This window comes from Streptomyces sp. NPDC046925 (genome assembly GCF_040644915.1).
Taxonomy (GTDB): Bacteria; Actinomycetota; Actinomycetes; order Streptomycetales; family Streptomycetaceae; genus Streptomyces.
Genome location: NZ_JBEYWZ010000005.1, coordinates 85,911 through 100,112 on the forward strand (window position 1 = coordinate 85,911; position 14,202 = coordinate 100,112).

Genomic DNA, 14,202 nt, shown 5'->3' on the forward strand with positions numbered 1-14,202 from the left:
CCAGTCCTCAAACGCCGGACGGCTGATTTCCCTATCGCTTGGCGTGCCGGCCGCGCGACGACGGGGCCGCTCCGGGGGTCTCGCCCTCGGCGGCTGCCGCCTTCTTGGACTTGCTGCGGGCCCGCAGGAACTCGATCACGATCGGGACCACCGAGATCAGGACGATCAGGATGAGGATCGCCTCGATGTTCTTGTGCACGAAGTCGATCTTGCCGAGCCACGCGCCGAGCATCGTCACACCGGCGCCCCAGAGGATGCCGCCGATGATGTTGAACGTGATGAACGAGCGGTACCGCATGCCGCTGACGCCAGCGATGATCGGCGTGAACGTCCGCACGATCGGCACGAAGCGGGCCAGGACCAGGGACTTGGGGCCGTACTTCTCGAAGAACTCGTGCGCCTTGACCACGTTCTCCTGCTTGAACAGCTTGGAGTCCGGGCGGTTGAAGAGCGCGGGGCCGACCTTCTTGCCGAAGAGATAGCCCGCCTGGTCGCCGAGGATCGCGGCGATGCAGATGAGCACGATGCAGAGCCAGAGCGGGAAGTCCAGCTGGTTCGTCGTAATCAGCAGGCCCGTCGTGAACAGCAGCGAGTCACCCGGCAGGAAGAAGCCGATGAGCAGGCCCGACTCGGCGAAGACGATCGCGAGCAGACCCCAGACCCCGAACGTGTTCAGGAGGTAATCCGGGTCCAGCCAGCTTGGTCCGAGCGCAAGCGTCGTCACGGTTCCGGGCTCCTGAGGGTGAGAGGGCGATGCGGCGGGGACGGCCGCCCAAAGCTATCAACGCGAGGTGACGCGCCCAGGTTCCAGTGTTCTTCCCAGGGTGCACTGTGCGTGACCTGAGACAAAGCTGTGTGCCGGAGGCATCGAGGAGCCGGGGCGGCCGGGAGTTGGCGTACTACAGGTTATCGGTGCGGTCCGGGGGCGCCGTGATCGCCCGACCGGACCGACGGACGTGGCCCCCGATCAGCTGTTCCGTACCGCGTTCGCCAGGATCGCGTCCCGCATGTAGACGGCGAGCCCCGGCCGGATGGCTTCGTAGACGGCCGTGAACCGCTCGTCCGCCACGTACATCTCGCCGAGGCAGGTGTGCAACTCGTGCGAGCACGCGTAGTGGGAGCGCGTGATGAAGCGCCGGTGTTCCTCCGCGACGTCCATCGCCTCCCCGGAGTCGGCGGGCAGGCCGGCGGCGAGCAGGTCGCCCATGCGCGCGTGCACCGCGTCGAGCTCGTCGTTGATCCGCTGCCAGTCCTCCTTGGTGTACGAGGCGGCCTTGCGCTGCGACTCCTTGTAGGCCTCGGTGTGGCCCCAGCGCCGCTCGACCTCATCCGCGTACTGCTCGGGGTCGTGGTCCCCGAAGACCTCGAACTTCTCCTCGGGCGTGAGGTTGATGCCCATCTTCTTCGCCTCCATGGCTGTCTCGATGGCGGCGGCCATCTCCTGGAGCCTGGTGATCCGGTCCGACAGGAGCGCGTGCTGCCTGCGCAGGTGCTCGCGCGGGTCCGCGTCCGGGTCGTCCAGGAGGGCCGCCACCTCGTCGAGCGGGAATCCGAGCTCCCGGTAGAACAGGATCTGCTGCAGCCGGTCCAGGTCGGCGTCGCCGTAGCGCCGGTGACCCGCGTGGCTGCGCCCGCTCGGCACGAGCAGGCCGATCTCGTCGTAGTGGTGCAGCGTGCGCACCGTCACTCCGGCGAAACCGGCGATCTGTCCCACGGAGTAGCTCATGGCTCCCGCCCTCTCTGTGTACGAGTTTCAGCCTGATTCCTCACGCCGCGTGAGGTGCAAGTGCAGACCCCGGCGGTCGGCAATATTCTCGCCAGCAGGTGACAAACAGGGACACCAGACCTCAGCCCGAGGAGACCGCCCATGCCGCGCCAGCACCCGGGCCCCGGCCCCGAGCAGCCCGCCAAGCGCACCCTCTCGGTGAACCCCTTCTACGGAGAGGCCAACCCGGTCAGCGGGATGTCCGAGGCACCGCCCAAGCACCGCCTCCCGGACAATCCGCTGCCGCCCGCGACCGCCTACCAGCTCGTGCACGACGAGCTGATGCTGGACGGCAACTCCCGCCTCAACCTCGCCACCTTCGTCACGACGTGGATGGAGCCGCAGGCCGGCGTCCTGATGGGCGAGTGCCGGGACAAGAACATGATCGACAAGGACGAGTACCCGCACACCGCCGACCTGGAGCGGCGCTGCGTGGCCATGCTCGCCGATCTGTGGCACGCGCCGGACCCCTCGCTCGCCGTCGGCTGTTCGACGACCGGGTCGAGCGAGGCATGCATGCTCGCCGGGATGGCGCTCAAGCGCCGCTGGGCCACGGCGAAGCGGAACATCGACCGCTATCCGTCCCCCACCGCACGGCCGAACCTCGTCATGGGCGTCAACGTCCAGGTCTGCTGGGAGAAGTTCTGCAACTTCTGGGAGGTCGAGGCGCGCCAGGTCCCCATGGACGGCGACCGTTTCCACCTCGATCCGGAGGCCGCGGCCGAGCTCTGCGACGAGAACACGATCGGGGTCGTGGCCGTGCTCGGCTCCACCTTCGACGGGTCGTACGAGCCGGTGGCGGAGCTCTGCGCGGCCCTCGACGCCCTTCAGGAGCGCACCGGGCTCGACATCCCCGTGCACGTCGACGGGGCGTCCGGGGCGATGGTGGCGCCCTTCCTGGACGAGGACCTGGAGTGGGACTTCCGGCTTCCGCGGGTGGCGTCGATCAACACGTCGGGCCACAAGTACGGCCTGGTCTATCCGGGCGTCGGCTGGGCCCTGTGGCGCGACACGGAGGCGCTGCCGGAGGAGCTGGTCTTCCGGGTGAACTACCTCGGCGGTGACATGCCGACGTTCGCGCTGAACTTCTCCCGCCCCGGAGCGCAGGTCGTCGCGCAGTACTACACGTTCCTGCGCCTGGGCCGCGAGGGCTACCGCGCCGTCCAGCAGGCGGCGCGGACGGTCGCCACGGGGCTCGCGGAACGCATCGAGGCGCTCGGTGACTTCCGGCTGCTCACCCGGGGCGATCAGCTGCCGGTGTTCGCCTTCACGACCCTGGAGGACGTGAAGGCGTACGACGTCTTCGACGTGTCGCGGCGCCTTCGCGAGCGCGGCTGGCTGGTTCCCGCGTACACCTTCCCGGCCCACCGCGAGGACCTGGCGGTGCTCCGCGTGGTCTGCCGCAACGGCTTCACGGCCGACCTCGCGGAGCTCTTCCTCTCGGACCTGAGCAGCCTGGTGCCCGAACTGCGCCACCAGCCGCATCCCCTGACGCGGGACAAGGACGCGGCGACGGGGTTCCACCACTAGGGAACTAGGGCCCAACCGAAGTCATTACTTGCTGAGCGCGCCGAACCTCCGTACCGCCAGCGGCATGAACAGCCCGACGAGCACCACGGGCCAGACCACGGCGAGGAGGCCGGCGTGTTCGGCGGCCCATGAAGTGCCCGTCACTCCGGGGTCGTTGCCAAAGAGGTCGCGGACCGCGGTGGCCGTCGCCGACATCGGGTTCCACTCGACGGTGGCGCCGAGCCAGCCCGGCATGTTCTGCGGGACGGTGAAGGCGTTGGAGAGGAAGCCCACCGGCCAGACCAGGATCTGCACGGCCACGACCAGCTCCGGCTTGCCCGCGACCATCGCCAGGTGGATGCCGATCCACAGCATCGCGAACCGCAGCAGGAGCAGCAGCCCGACCGCGCCGAGCGCGGCGCCGAACGAGCCGTGCCAGCGCCAGCCGATCGCGAGCCCGACGCCGATCATGACGAGCAGCGAGGCGAACGACTGGAGCATGTCCGCGACCGAACGCCCGACCAGGACCGCCCCGTTGGTCATCGGCATGGACCGGAAGCGGTCGATCACGCCCTTGTTGAGGTCCTGCGTGACGGCGACCATCGTGGCGTCAAGGCCGAAGGCCATGGTCAGCGCGAACATGCCGGGCACCAGGAACTCGGCGTAGTCGCCCGCGATGCCCTTTCCGCCGCCGATGAGGTAGTTGAACATCAGCAGCAGCATCACCGGGAAGACCAGCCCGACGAGCACCTGTACGGGCTGCCGCGCCCAGTGCGCCAGTTCGCGCCGCGTCATGGTCCAGGAGTCGACGGCGGCCCACTTGGCTGGGGTGCCGCCCGGCGCCGGTGCGCGGCCCGCCCGCGTGATCGTCGTCGTACTCACACCGTCTCCTTCGTGCGTTCCCCGGCCCCGGCGTCCTCCGTGGTGCCCGTCAGACGCAGGAACACCTCGTCCAGGGTCGGCCTGCGCACCGCGATGTCCTCCGCGTCCACCCCGGCCTCCCGCAGGGCCTGTACGACCCCGGTGAGCGCCTCCATCCGGTCCGCCACCGGCGCGCTGGCGAGGCGGCGGTCGGTGTCCAGGGCGGCCTCGCCGGGCAGCAGGCGCGCGGCGGTCTCCAGCTGGGCCGCGTCCCGCACCACCACGTCGATGCGGTCGCCGCCGGTCTTCGACTTCAGCTCGTCCGCCGTGCCGTCCGCGATGACCCGGCCCCGGTCGATGACCGAGATGCGGTCGGCGAGCTGGTCGGCCTCTTCGAGGTACTGCGTGGTGAGCAGCACCGTCGTGCCGCCGTCGACCAGGGAGCGCACCGCGTCCCAGACCTCCGTGCGCCCCCGCGGGTCCAGGCCCGTGGTCGGCTCGTCCAGGAACAGCACGTCGGGCTCCGTGATGAGCGAGGCCGCGAGGTCCAGGCGGCGCCGCATGCCGCCGCTGTACTGCTTGACCGCCTTGCGCCCCGTGTCACCGAGCCCGAAGCGCTCCAGGAGCTCACCGGCCCGCACGCGCGCGTGCCGGGCGCCCAGGTGGTAGAGCCGCCCGAACATGTCCAGGTTCTGCCGGCCGCTCAGCTCCTCGTCCAGGGCGGCGTGCTGGCCGAGCAGGCCGATGCGCCTGCGCACCTCGTCCGGTTGCCGCCGCACGTCGTACCCGGCGACCTCCACCCGGCCCTCGTCCGCCCGCAGCAGGGTGGCGAGCACCCGTACCGCCGTGGTCTTGCCCGCGCCGTTCGGGCCGAGCACTCCGTGCACCGTGCCGCGCCCGACCGTGAGGTCAAGGCCGTCGAGCGCTCGCTTCTCCCCGTACCGCTTCCGTGCTCCTTCGACGACGATCGCGTCCGTCATCCGTCTCCCTCCGAGCCCCTGCCACCCCGTAGTCAAACTTGACTACGACCTCGACGCGAAGGAAGGTATCCCCGAACCAGAAATTAGTCAAACTTGATCAGCGGGACCGTCCCGCCGCTCAGCGGTCGTCCTCCGCATGCTTCGTCCCGGTCGCGTACGGGTTCTCCTCACCCTCGGCGAGGACACCCACGAAGGGCTCGCCCTCCCCCGCGAACGTGTACGCGCCGTCCTCGATCCGCTTGATCAGACCGCGCGTCCACTCCACGCCCCCGTCGGCCGTGTGGACCCAGTAGTTCATGATCTCGCCGATGTGCCCGAGCTGCTCCGGGCCCTCTTCGGGGGTGTAGTACTCCGTGACCGAGCTGCGCCACTCCTCGATTCCCCGCACCCGCTGCTTCAGCAGCCCGACCACCTCGTCGCGGGGCAGGTCGACGATGAATCCGAGCGCCGCCGTGAGCATGTCGGGGCGCTGGTCGTACGAGACGAGGTTGGACCTGAGCATGGTCAGGAACTCCTCGGTGCCCGCCTCCGTGATCTCGTACTCCGTGCGCGGCGGGCCGCCGGCCGTCGACGGAGCGATCTCGTGCGCGAGCAGCAGGCCTTGCTTGGCCATCTGCTTCAGCGCGTGATAGATCGAGCCGGGCTTGGCGTTGGACCACTCATGGGCGCCCCAGTACTCCAGGTCGTTGCGCACCTGATAGCCGTGGGCCCGTCCGTGCTGCCGGACGGCGCCGAGGACAAGGAGTCGGATCGCCGACATCAAAGCCACCTCCTTCTAATCAACTTTGATTAGAGTAGCGGTATGGCCGAGACAATGATCCCCCTGTTCCCCTGTCACGAGCTCGACGAGACCCTCGACTTCTACACAGCCATCGGCTTCGAGGTGACGTTCCGCCAGAAGGCACCCAATCAGTACGCCGTGATCCGGCGCGGCGACATGGAGCTTCAGTTCTTCCGGCTCAAGGACTACGACCCGCAGGCCTCGTACAGCACCTGCTACGTGGTGACCGACGACGTGGACGCCCTCCACGAGGCCTTCCGCGCCGGGCTCAAGCAGACGCTCGGGCGGATACCGAGCCGTGGCCTGCCCCGGATCGGCACCGTGAAGGACATGAGCTACGGAGTGCGGCAGTTCCTGATGACGGACCCGGCGGGCAACTGCGTCCGCGTCGGGCAGCCCATCGCCGACTCCTTCGAGCACGCGCCGGTGCCCAGGGAGCGCTACGCGCGCGCCCTGCACCAGGCCACCCTCCTCGGCGAGTCCAAGCAGGACCACGCGGCGGCCGTCCGCATCATCGACCGCGCCCTCGCGGCCGACGGCACCCCCACCCCCGAACAACTGCGGGAGCTGCGCGCCCTGCGGGCGGAGATGGCCGCGCACCTCGAAGAGGAGGGTGCCGAAGCCCTCTAGCCCCAGCTCTCGCCCCGCTCCAGGGCCACCAGTTCGAACGCCGTCTTGCCGTCGAGGGACTCGCGGATGATGTCGGCGTGGCCCGAGTGGCGGGACATTTCGGTGATCAGGCGGAGCAGGACCCAGCGCATCGACACGTCCTCCTTGGGGAACCACGGCTCGTCGGGGAGCGCGAAGGTCGCGTCGAGGGTGGGCAGGGAGCGGATGAACTGCTCCGTGCGGTCGGCCACCCGGCCCCAGTACGCGAGAACCGACTCGACCGATTCGCCCTCGATCAGGCGGAAACACTCGTCCCAGTTCGCCTCGGTGCGCCGGACTGCGGGGTCGACGCCCTGCGCCCGCGAGATCCAGCCCTCCTCGACCTCCGCGACATGCTTGAGCAGCCCGGAGAGCGAGAGCTCGCTGGCGCTCGGCGTGGTGCCCGCCTGCTCGGCGGTGAGGCCGAGCAGGGCCCGCCGGATGCCGCCGCGCTCGGCGTCGAGGAAGGCGAGCAGGGCGCCGCGCTCGTCGCCGGGGGTCTCTGCGTTGACGTGAACGACCATGGTGTCCGCCTCTGGGAGCCTGTGGAGCCTGCCGGGCTTTCCGACACCACTGACGTTACGGACCCTTGCGGTCAGGTTCTGTCCGCAAGGGTCCGGGAGTTCACGACGTGCGCGGCGGCATGCTCACGGGGGGATCTGAAAGGGCTCAGAGGGGGGCCAGAAGAGGATCAGAAGGGGAACTGCGTGCGGCCGTGCTGCACCGAGACCCACTTCTGCGTGGTGAACGCGTCCACCGTCGCCTCGCCGTTCAGGCGCCCGACGCCCGAGTACTTCTCGCCGCCGAAGGGCACGATCGGCTCGTCGTGCACGGTGCCGTCGTTCACGTGGAACATGCCGCTGTCGATCCGCCGCGCGAACCGCACGCCGCGCTCGACGTCGGCGGTGTGGACGGCGCCGCTGAGCCCGTACGGGGTGTCGTTGGCGATGCGTACGGCCTCTTCCTCGCCGTCGAAGGGGACGAGGAGCGCCACGGGGCCGAAGATCTCCTGGCACAGGGCCGGGGAGTCGGCGGGCAGGTCCGTCAGGACGGTGGGGGCCACCAGGTTGCCCTTGGTGCGGCCGTGCAGCAGGGCCTTCGCGCCCGCGGCCACCGTCTGGTCGACGATCTTCGTCACCGCGTCGGCCTGCGAGGAGTTGATCAGCGGGCCGATGTGGGTCGCCGGGTCCGCCGGGTCGCCGACGTTCAGGGACGCGACCTTGGCGACGAACTTCTCGGTGAACTCCGCCTGGAGCGACTGGTCCACGAGGATGCGGTTGGCAGCCATGCAGACCTGCCCCTGGTGCACGAAGCGGCTGAAGACCGCGGCGTTCACGGCGTAGTCGACGTCCGCGTCGTCCAGGACGACCAGCGCGCTGTTGCCGCCGAGTTCCAGGATCGACCGCTTGAAGTGCGAGGCGCAGACCGTGGCGACATGGCGCCCCACGCGGTCCGAGCCGGTGAAGGAGATGACGCTCGGCACCGGGTGCTCGATGAACGCGTCGTTGATCTCGGCGATGTCGGTGACCACGACGTTCAGCACACCGGCCGGCAGACCCGCGTCCTCGAAGACCTTCGCGAGGATGCCGCCGCCCGTCACCGGGGCGTTCTGGTGGGGCTTGAGCACCACCGCGTTGCCGAGGGCGAGCGCGGGGGCGATCGTCTTGGTGGAGAGGAAGAGCGGGAAGTTGAACGGGCTGACGACGCCCACCACGCCCACCGGCTCGCGGTAGAGGCGGTTTTCCTTGCCCTCGCCGGGCGAGGGCAGGATGCGTCCCTCGGGCAGCAGCGCGAAGTTCACCGCCTCGCGCAGGAACTCCTTGGTGAGGTGGATCTCGAAGGCCGCCTTGAGCCGGGTGCCGCCCAGCTCCGCGATGATGGCCTCGGATATCTCTTCCTCACGGTCCTCGATGATGCGCAGGGCACGCTCGAAGACGGCACGCCGGGCGTAGGGGCTGGTGTGGCCCCACTCCTTCTGCGCGCGCTCGGCCGCCCGGTAGGCCTGGTCCACCTCGTCGGCCGTCGCCACGGTGATCGACGCCAGCTTCTCCCCGCTGTACGGGTTGAAGTTGATGATGTCCCAGGAGCCGGAACCGGCCTTCCACTCACCATCGATGTACTGGTGAGCCAGGTCAGTGAAGAAGGACATGGGACCCCTAGCCGCAGACTGTGGTTACAACTGTGCTGACACCTGAGTTCACGTCATCGTACTGACGAGTTACGTCAGTTGGAGCAGACCACGGAGAAGGTCGCGGCTATCGGCCGGATTCGGGCTGTCGCGCTGCAGTTCACTGACCACGCGCTCGTACTGCGCGACTTCCTCGGCCTTGTCGAGATACAGGGCTCCCGTCAGCTGTTCCACGTATACGACGTCCGAGAGGTCCGACTCCGGGAAGCGCAGCATGGTGAACGCTCCGCTCTCGCCCGAGTGCCCACCGAAACTGAACGGCATGATCTGAAGGGTGACATTCGGCCGTTCCGAGATGTCGATCAGATGCTGGAGCTGACCCCGCATCACTTCCCGGTCTCCGTAGGGGCGTCGCAGCGCCGCCTCGTCCAGTACGCAGTGGAAGCGGGGCGCGCGCTCGGAGATGAGCAGCTTCTGGCGTTCGAGGCGCAGCGCGACCCGGCGTTCGATGTCGGCCTTGCTCGCGTCCTTCATGCCGCGGGCGACGACCGCGTGCGCGTAGGCCTCGGTCTGCAACAAGCCGTTGACGAACTGGACTTCGTAGGTCCTGATGAGCGAGGCGGCGCCTTCGAGCCCCACGTAGGTTTGGAACCAGCCGGGCAGGACATCGGAATAACTGTGCCACCAGCCGGCGAGGTTGGCCTCTTTGGCGAGTGAGAGCAGTGCGACCCGCTCGGCCTCGTCGGTGACGCCGTACAGCGTCAACAGGTCCTCTACGTCCCTGGACTTGAAGCTCACCCGTCCCAACTCCATGCGGCTGATCTTCGATTCGGAGGCTCGGATCGAGTAGCCGGCCGCTTCACGGGTGATACCGCGCGATTCCCTCAGGCGCCTGAGTTGCGAGCCAAGGAGCATGCGCCGTACGACCGAGCCGCTCGACTCCCCTGCGGTCACTTCGCTCAACCCTCCCCATCACTTGGAAGCCAGCAGTCTGCCATTAAACGCTTCAAGGCGTACTCGTTCGGTTACAGAAGTGGAAAGCCTTCGACAGGTCTCCACAAGAAGTCGTAGGAAGAAATAGGCAAGAAGTAGCACGGGAGCGAGCAAGTCCGGCGCGTGCACGTGCATCTGCCCTTGCATCTGCTGTACGCATTCGGAACCATGGTCGGCGCGGTACTTCACTGCCGCACCACAGCACCACCGCTCCATCGCTATGTACCGCGAAACCGGGGAGTGCCTCGCATGGGGACGAATGGATCAACCATGCTCGAGCCGTTACGGCAGGGGCTTCCCCCACTCGACCCCTCAGCCGTCTCCAGCGCCGCGTCCTGCTCCCTGCCCGCCCGCTACGAAGCGGTGGGCAGCGCCCGGCAGTTCACCCGTACGACGCTGAGCCAGTGGGAACTGGAAGAACGCTTCGACGACATCGCCCTCGTCGTCTCCGAGCTGGTCACCAACGCCCTGCGGCACGCCCTGCCGTCGGACACCCCGCGCGACCAGAGCCCGCCGGTGCGGCTGCACCTGATGCGGTGGACCTCACGCCTGGTGTGCGCGGTGCGCGACCCCAGCGACGACAGTCCGGTCGCGCGCGAGACCGACGACGACTTCTCCGCCGAGTCCGGCCGCGGCCTGTTCCTGGTGGACTCGTTCAGCGACAGCTGGGGCTGGCACCCGCTCGCGGGCGCGCTGCGGGGCAAGGTCGTGTGGGCGCTGTTCCAGCTCGCGTAGGACCAATCGGCCGCGGACTCGCGCAGGACGGGGCGGGCCGAAGACTCGCGTAGGACCGAGTGGGCCGCGGAGGGGGTCTAACCGCCGATCAGGTGGTCGAACTCCCCGTCCTTCATCCCGAGCAGCATCGCCTCTATCTCGGCGCGCGTGTAGACCAGCGCCGGACCGTCGGGAAAGCGCGAGTTGCGGACGGCGACGTCGCCGCCCGGCAGCTTCGCGAACTCCACGCAGGCACCCTGCGAATTGCTGTGCCTGCTCTTCTGCCAGACCACCCCGTGAAGCTCCGTGGCAGCCATGCCGTTAAACACGTCGTGCACAGTCGCTCCCCGGTGGTGCAGTGCCTGGTGTGGCCTCTAGATCTCTCTAGATGCAATGGTCAACTGTCCCGGATCATAGCTGTGTTCACATGCCGATGCATGGGCAGATGCACGTGCACGCGGGGTGTTTCCTTGATTACAGCTCTGTCAGCACCTGCCCAACTCCCCGCATGCCATGCGAACGCCATCCAGAACGAAGCGTGCCCGCTTGTTCGCGTACGTGTTCATGTCCGTGCTCACGTGCTTGTTCATGTACTAGGTAGAGACGCACGGGATGCCGTTCCTGTTCCAACGTTTACGCGATGACTGAATGGTTTAAACGATGGCTGGATGACGTGGTGATGTCGATCAGCGAGCCGATCCGTACGGCAGCAGTGCCATCTCCCGTGCGTTTTTGATCGCGCGGGCGAGGAGCCGCTGCTGCTGCGCGCTGACCCGGGTGACCCGCCGGGAGCGGATCTTCCCCCGGTCCGAGATGAACTTCCGGAGCAACTCCGTGTCCTTGTAATCGATGTACGCGACTTTCGCCTGGTCCAGCGGGTTGGGGCGCGGCTTCTGTTCGCGCGGCGACTGCTTGCGGGGGGACATTCAGACCTCCAGGAGGGTGTCGAAAGCGGGCGGCAGGTGCTTCCAGGCGTCGCGCCCGGCGGCGTACTCCTCGTCGGTGAGCAGGCAGGACTCCAGGACCTCTTCGAGCCCTTCGCGGTCGAGACCCGGCGAGACGAAGACCAGGTGCTGGCAGCAGTCGCCGTGCTCCGGATGCCAGTCCAGCGCCGCCGCGGCACGCCGTACCGGCGGCACCATCTCCCACGCGGCATCCGGCAGCGAGGCCAGCCAGGGCCCCGCGCTCTCCACGCAGAGCGCACCGCCGGCCGCGTCCCAGCCGAGCAGCGTGTCCGGATGGTCGGCCAGCCAGAACCGGCCACGGCTGCGGGCCGCCGCACAGGTCAGGTCCTCCAGGGCCTGATAGAGCCGCTCCGGATGGAAGGGCCGGTCCCGGTGCCAGACGAGGGTGGCGACCCCCGCCTCGTCGGCATCGGTCGGCAGCAGCGCGCAGGACGGATGCTGGGCGGCGGCGGCCGCCTCGACGTCGAAGCCGCCGAGCGCGGCGCCCGCCAGGTCCCCGTGACCGCTGATCGGGACCTGGCGGGCGGTCGGGTGGAGCTGGGCGAGGAGCGCGCGGTCCTCGTCGTCGGCCTCGGGAGAGTCCGCGACGGCGAGCACCGGGGCGTACTCCAGCTGGCGTGCCCAGGTGTCGGCGACCGTGCGCTCATCCGTGGGGGCGGCGGCGAGACCCGCCTCCATGAGGTCGTCGCCGTTGCCGAGGTACGGCAGGAGGAGGGCAGGGTCGACGGCCGTGATCACCCCGGTCAGCCGCAGCCCCTCGTGCGCGTGCACCTGCGCCGTGATCACCTCGGCCATCGCCTTGGGCTCGACGGAGTCCCACAGCTCGACGACCGCGAGCCGCGTGAGACCGGAGTCCGCGAGCCGTTCGAGTTCGGGCACCAGGTCCTCGCGCAGGGCGCAGCACGCACAGTCGTTGACCAACGGCGCCTCACCGGTGGAGAGCACTCCGGTGGCATCGCGCACCGTACGTACGACGGTGCCTTGCACGGCCGTCGCCAGGTCGTGATGGAGCGCCACGCTGCCGGGGACGGTGGCGAGGAGCCGCTCGACGGCCTGCTTGCGGGCGTCTGAGTGCAGGCCGCCGACGATCGCGATGTCCATCGCCGCTTCCCTCGGATTCACGGGGTTCACCGGATTCACCGGGTTCACCGCGCGCCGTAGCGGCGCTCGAAGCGTTCCACGCGGCCCGCCGTGTCCAGGACCTTGGCCGTGCCCGTGTAGAAGGGGTGGCTCGCGGAGGAGACCTCGACGTCAATGACGGGGTAGGTGCGCCCGTCCTCCCAGTCGACCGTCTTCTCGCTGGTCGCGGTGGACCGGGTGAGGAAGGCGAATCCTGCGGACTTGTCGCGGAAGACGACGGGACCGTACGGCGGGTGGATGTCCTTGCGCATGGTGGTCAGCGCTCCTCTCGGAAATCGACGTGCCGCCCGACGACCGGGTCGTACTTGCGCAGCGTCATGCGGTCGGGGTCGTTACGGCGGTTCTTGCGGGTCACGTACGTGTAGCCGGTTCCGGCCGTTGACCGGAGCTTGATGACGGGGCGGAGTTCGTTTCTGGCCATACCGGTAGTGTATGAAAATGAATCCCGTTTTCAAAACGATTCCGCGAGGGACCCCGTCCCCCCGACCGAGAGGTGCGTCACCATGTCCGCCCACTGCCAGCTGACCGGCGCCACGCCGGGCTTCGGCAACCAGATCTCCCACTCGCACCGGCGCACGTCACGCCGGTTCGACGTCAACGTCCAGCGCAAGCGCTACTGGCTGCCGAGCGAGGGCCGCTTCGTGCGGCTGCGGCTCAGCGCGAAGGGCATCAAGACCGTCGACTCCATCGGCGTCGAGGCCGCCGTGGCCAGGATCCGTGCGCGTGGAGTGAGGGTCTGATGGCCAAGAAGAGCAAGATCGCGAAGAACGAGAAGCGGCGCGAGATCGTCGCGCGGTACGCCGCGCGACGGGCCGAGCTGAAGGAACTCATCCGCCGGCCCGACACGGAGGAAGCCGAACGGCGCGCCGCTCAGGCCGAGTTGGCGCGGCAGCCGCGGGACGCGAGTGCGACGCGCGTACGCAATCGGGACAGCGTCGACGGGCGTCCGCGCGGATACGTGGGCAAGTTCGGCCTCTCCAGGGTCAAACTGCGTGACCAAGCGCACGCCGGTTTTCTCCCCGGGGTGCGCAAGTCGTCCTGGTAGCTTGGCGCGCAATTCAGTGAGCTGACGCGATTCAATGCCCTGATTCGAGTGCCGGGCGGGTGCCGGGTATGTGTTGGGTATGGGCCGGTCATACGCCGGGCAGGTGTCGCGTATGTGTCGTCTAGGGGGACTTCAGTGCGGATGCACGTCCGGAACGTACGTATCGCTGCCGCGGCGGCGGGTCTTGTCGCCGCCCTCGTCCTGACCGGTTGCAGCAGTGACGGCGGCGACGGTGATGACGAGGGCAAGGACAAGAGCTCGGCGGGGTCGTCCGCCGGGGCCGAGGGGTCGTCCGATGCGGATGCGCCGGACGAAGGGTCCGACTCGGGGGCCGACTCCGGTGCGAAGGACGGCAGCTCCGAGGGCAGCTGGGTCGCCACCGCCGACGGGAATCCGCTCGCGCTGGTCATCGCCGGGAAGCAGGCGACGCTGCTCGGCGAGAACGTCCTGTGCAGCGGTACCACCGGGGGCGACACGCTCACGCTCAAGTGCGCCAAGGGCGACTCCGATCGCACCAACGGCACGGTCGAGTCGGTCAACGGGACCTCGATGACTGTGTCCTGGCAGGGCGCGGGCAAGGATCAGTTCACCAAGACCGAGGGCGGGAAGCTGCCGGAGGGGTTGCCTACGGCGGGGCTTCCGGAGTCCTGAGTTTCCCAGCTGTGCTGGGGTG

General features: G+C 68.5%; 19 protein-coding genes. 6 read left to right on the top strand and 13 right to left on the bottom strand.

The window, feature by feature from the left end; all coding sequences use genetic code 11:
* Positions 1 to 31: 31 nt before the first annotated feature.
* A complete protein-coding gene (locus tag ABZ906_RS21860; protein ID WP_361191054.1) occupies positions 32 to 724 on the bottom strand; it encodes a VTT domain-containing protein in 693 nt (230 codons plus the stop codon).
* Between the two features lie 243 nt (positions 725 to 967).
* Positions 968 to 1,726, bottom strand: a complete 759-nt coding sequence (locus ABZ906_RS21865) for a MerR family transcriptional regulator (protein ID WP_361384999.1) — start codon at positions 1,724 to 1,726, stop codon at positions 968 to 970.
* 141 nt (positions 1,727 to 1,867) lie between these two features.
* Here ABZ906_RS21865 and ABZ906_RS21870 point away from each other — a divergent pair, with 141 nt between their 5' ends.
* Entirely contained in the window at positions 1,868 to 3,295 is a 1,428-nt protein-coding gene (locus ABZ906_RS21870) for a glutamate decarboxylase (RefSeq protein WP_361191050.1), read from the top strand.
* Positions 3,296 to 3,319: 24 nt separating this feature from the next.
* Here the strand turns inward: ABZ906_RS21870 and ABZ906_RS21875 are convergent, their stop codons facing one another.
* The 3 genes from ABZ906_RS21875 to ABZ906_RS21885 all read right to left on the bottom strand — a co-directional run bounded on the left by ABZ906_RS21875 (position 3,320) and on the right by ABZ906_RS21885 (position 5,875).
* Entirely contained in the window at positions 3,320 to 4,069 is a 750-nt protein-coding gene (locus ABZ906_RS21875; protein ID WP_361191234.1) for an ABC transporter permease, read from the bottom strand.
* An 83-nt stretch (positions 4,070 to 4,152) separates the two neighbouring features.
* Positions 4,153 to 5,115, bottom strand: a complete 963-nt coding sequence (locus ABZ906_RS21880) for an ATP-binding cassette domain-containing protein (protein WP_361191048.1) — start codon at positions 5,113 to 5,115, stop codon at positions 4,153 to 4,155.
* Between the two features lie 118 nt (positions 5,116 to 5,233).
* Entirely contained in the window at positions 5,234 to 5,875 is a 642-nt protein-coding gene (locus tag ABZ906_RS21885) for a PadR family transcriptional regulator (RefSeq protein WP_361385002.1), read from the bottom strand.
* Positions 5,876 to 5,917: 42 nt separating this feature from the next.
* Here ABZ906_RS21885 and ABZ906_RS21890 point away from each other — a divergent pair, with 42 nt between their 5' ends.
* Positions 5,918 to 6,526, top strand: coding sequence for a VOC family protein (locus ABZ906_RS21890; RefSeq protein ID WP_361385005.1), 609 nt, complete (start codon positions 5,918 to 5,920; stop codon positions 6,524 to 6,526).
* Here ABZ906_RS21890 and ABZ906_RS21895 read toward each other — a convergent pair.
* From ABZ906_RS21895 to ABZ906_RS21905, 3 genes are all read right to left on the bottom strand, one after another.
* Positions 6,523 to 7,068 carry a DinB family protein gene (locus ABZ906_RS21895; RefSeq protein WP_361385008.1) on the bottom strand — a complete coding sequence of 182 codons (546 nt, stop codon included), beginning with the start codon at positions 7,066 to 7,068 and terminating at the stop codon, positions 6,523 to 6,525. The two genes, ABZ906_RS21890 and ABZ906_RS21895, sit on opposite strands and share 4 nt — an antisense overlap.
* Positions 7,069 to 7,235: 167 nt before the next feature.
* Positions 7,236 to 8,693 (bottom strand): aldehyde dehydrogenase family protein, encoded by a 1,458-nt coding sequence (locus ABZ906_RS21900; protein WP_361385011.1) that lies wholly within the window; start codon positions 8,691 to 8,693, stop codon positions 7,236 to 7,238.
* A 69-nt stretch (positions 8,694 to 8,762) separates the two neighbouring features.
* Positions 8,763 to 9,626: a helix-turn-helix transcriptional regulator gene (locus tag ABZ906_RS21905; RefSeq protein WP_361191039.1), complete on the bottom strand. Its 864-nt coding sequence runs from the start codon at positions 9,624 to 9,626 to the stop codon at positions 8,763 to 8,765.
* A gap of 288 nt (positions 9,627 to 9,914) precedes the next feature.
* Between ABZ906_RS21905 and ABZ906_RS21910 the strand changes: the two genes are divergently transcribed.
* The gene (locus tag ABZ906_RS21910; RefSeq protein WP_361385014.1) at positions 9,915 to 10,400 is read left to right on the top strand and encodes an ATP-binding protein; all 486 of its coding nucleotides are present in this window, start codon (positions 9,915 to 9,917) and stop codon (positions 10,398 to 10,400) included.
* 77 nt (positions 10,401 to 10,477) lie between these two features.
* Here the strand turns inward: ABZ906_RS21910 and ABZ906_RS21915 are convergent, their stop codons facing one another.
* From ABZ906_RS21915 to rpmG, 5 genes are all read right to left on the bottom strand, one after another.
* On the bottom strand, positions 10,478 to 10,696 hold the full coding sequence (locus ABZ906_RS21915; protein WP_361191231.1) for a DUF397 domain-containing protein: 219 nt from the start codon (positions 10,694 to 10,696) through the stop codon (positions 10,478 to 10,480).
* A gap of 369 nt (positions 10,697 to 11,065) precedes the next feature.
* Complete coding sequence (gene rpsR, locus ABZ906_RS21920; protein ID WP_361385017.1) at positions 11,066 to 11,305, bottom strand: 30S ribosomal protein S18; 240 nt, start codon at positions 11,303 to 11,305, stop codon at positions 11,066 to 11,068.
* A complete protein-coding gene (locus tag ABZ906_RS21925) occupies positions 11,306 to 12,445 on the bottom strand; it encodes a GTP-binding protein (RefSeq protein WP_361385020.1) in 1,140 nt (379 codons plus the stop codon).
* Between the two features lie 44 nt (positions 12,446 to 12,489).
* Entirely contained in the window at positions 12,490 to 12,735 is a 246-nt protein-coding gene (locus tag ABZ906_RS21930) for a type B 50S ribosomal protein L31 (RefSeq protein ID WP_361191032.1), read from the bottom strand.
* Positions 12,736 to 12,740: 5 nt separating this feature from the next.
* On the bottom strand, positions 12,741 to 12,905 hold the full coding sequence (gene rpmG / locus ABZ906_RS21935; protein WP_003999141.1) for a 50S ribosomal protein L33: 165 nt from the start codon (positions 12,903 to 12,905) through the stop codon (positions 12,741 to 12,743).
* 82 nt (positions 12,906 to 12,987) lie between these two features.
* Here rpmG and rpmB point away from each other — a divergent pair, with 82 nt between their 5' ends.
* The 3 genes from rpmB to ABZ906_RS21950 all read left to right on the top strand — a co-directional run bounded on the left by rpmB (position 12,988) and on the right by ABZ906_RS21950 (position 14,180).
* On the top strand, positions 12,988 to 13,224 hold the full coding sequence (gene rpmB / locus ABZ906_RS21940) for a 50S ribosomal protein L28 (protein WP_361191030.1): 237 nt from the start codon (positions 12,988 to 12,990) through the stop codon (positions 13,222 to 13,224).
* The gene (gene rpsN, locus ABZ906_RS21945; RefSeq protein ID WP_361385023.1) at positions 13,224 to 13,529 is read left to right on the top strand and encodes a 30S ribosomal protein S14; all 306 of its coding nucleotides are present in this window, start codon (positions 13,224 to 13,226) and stop codon (positions 13,527 to 13,529) included. The genes rpmB and rpsN overlap by 1 nt, the downstream gene beginning before the upstream one ends.
* A 141-nt stretch (positions 13,530 to 13,670) precedes the next feature.
* Positions 13,671 to 14,180, top strand: coding sequence for a hypothetical protein (locus tag ABZ906_RS21950; protein ID WP_361385026.1), 510 nt, complete (start codon positions 13,671 to 13,673; stop codon positions 14,178 to 14,180).
* The last annotated feature ends 22 nt before the right edge of the window (positions 14,181 to 14,202 follow it).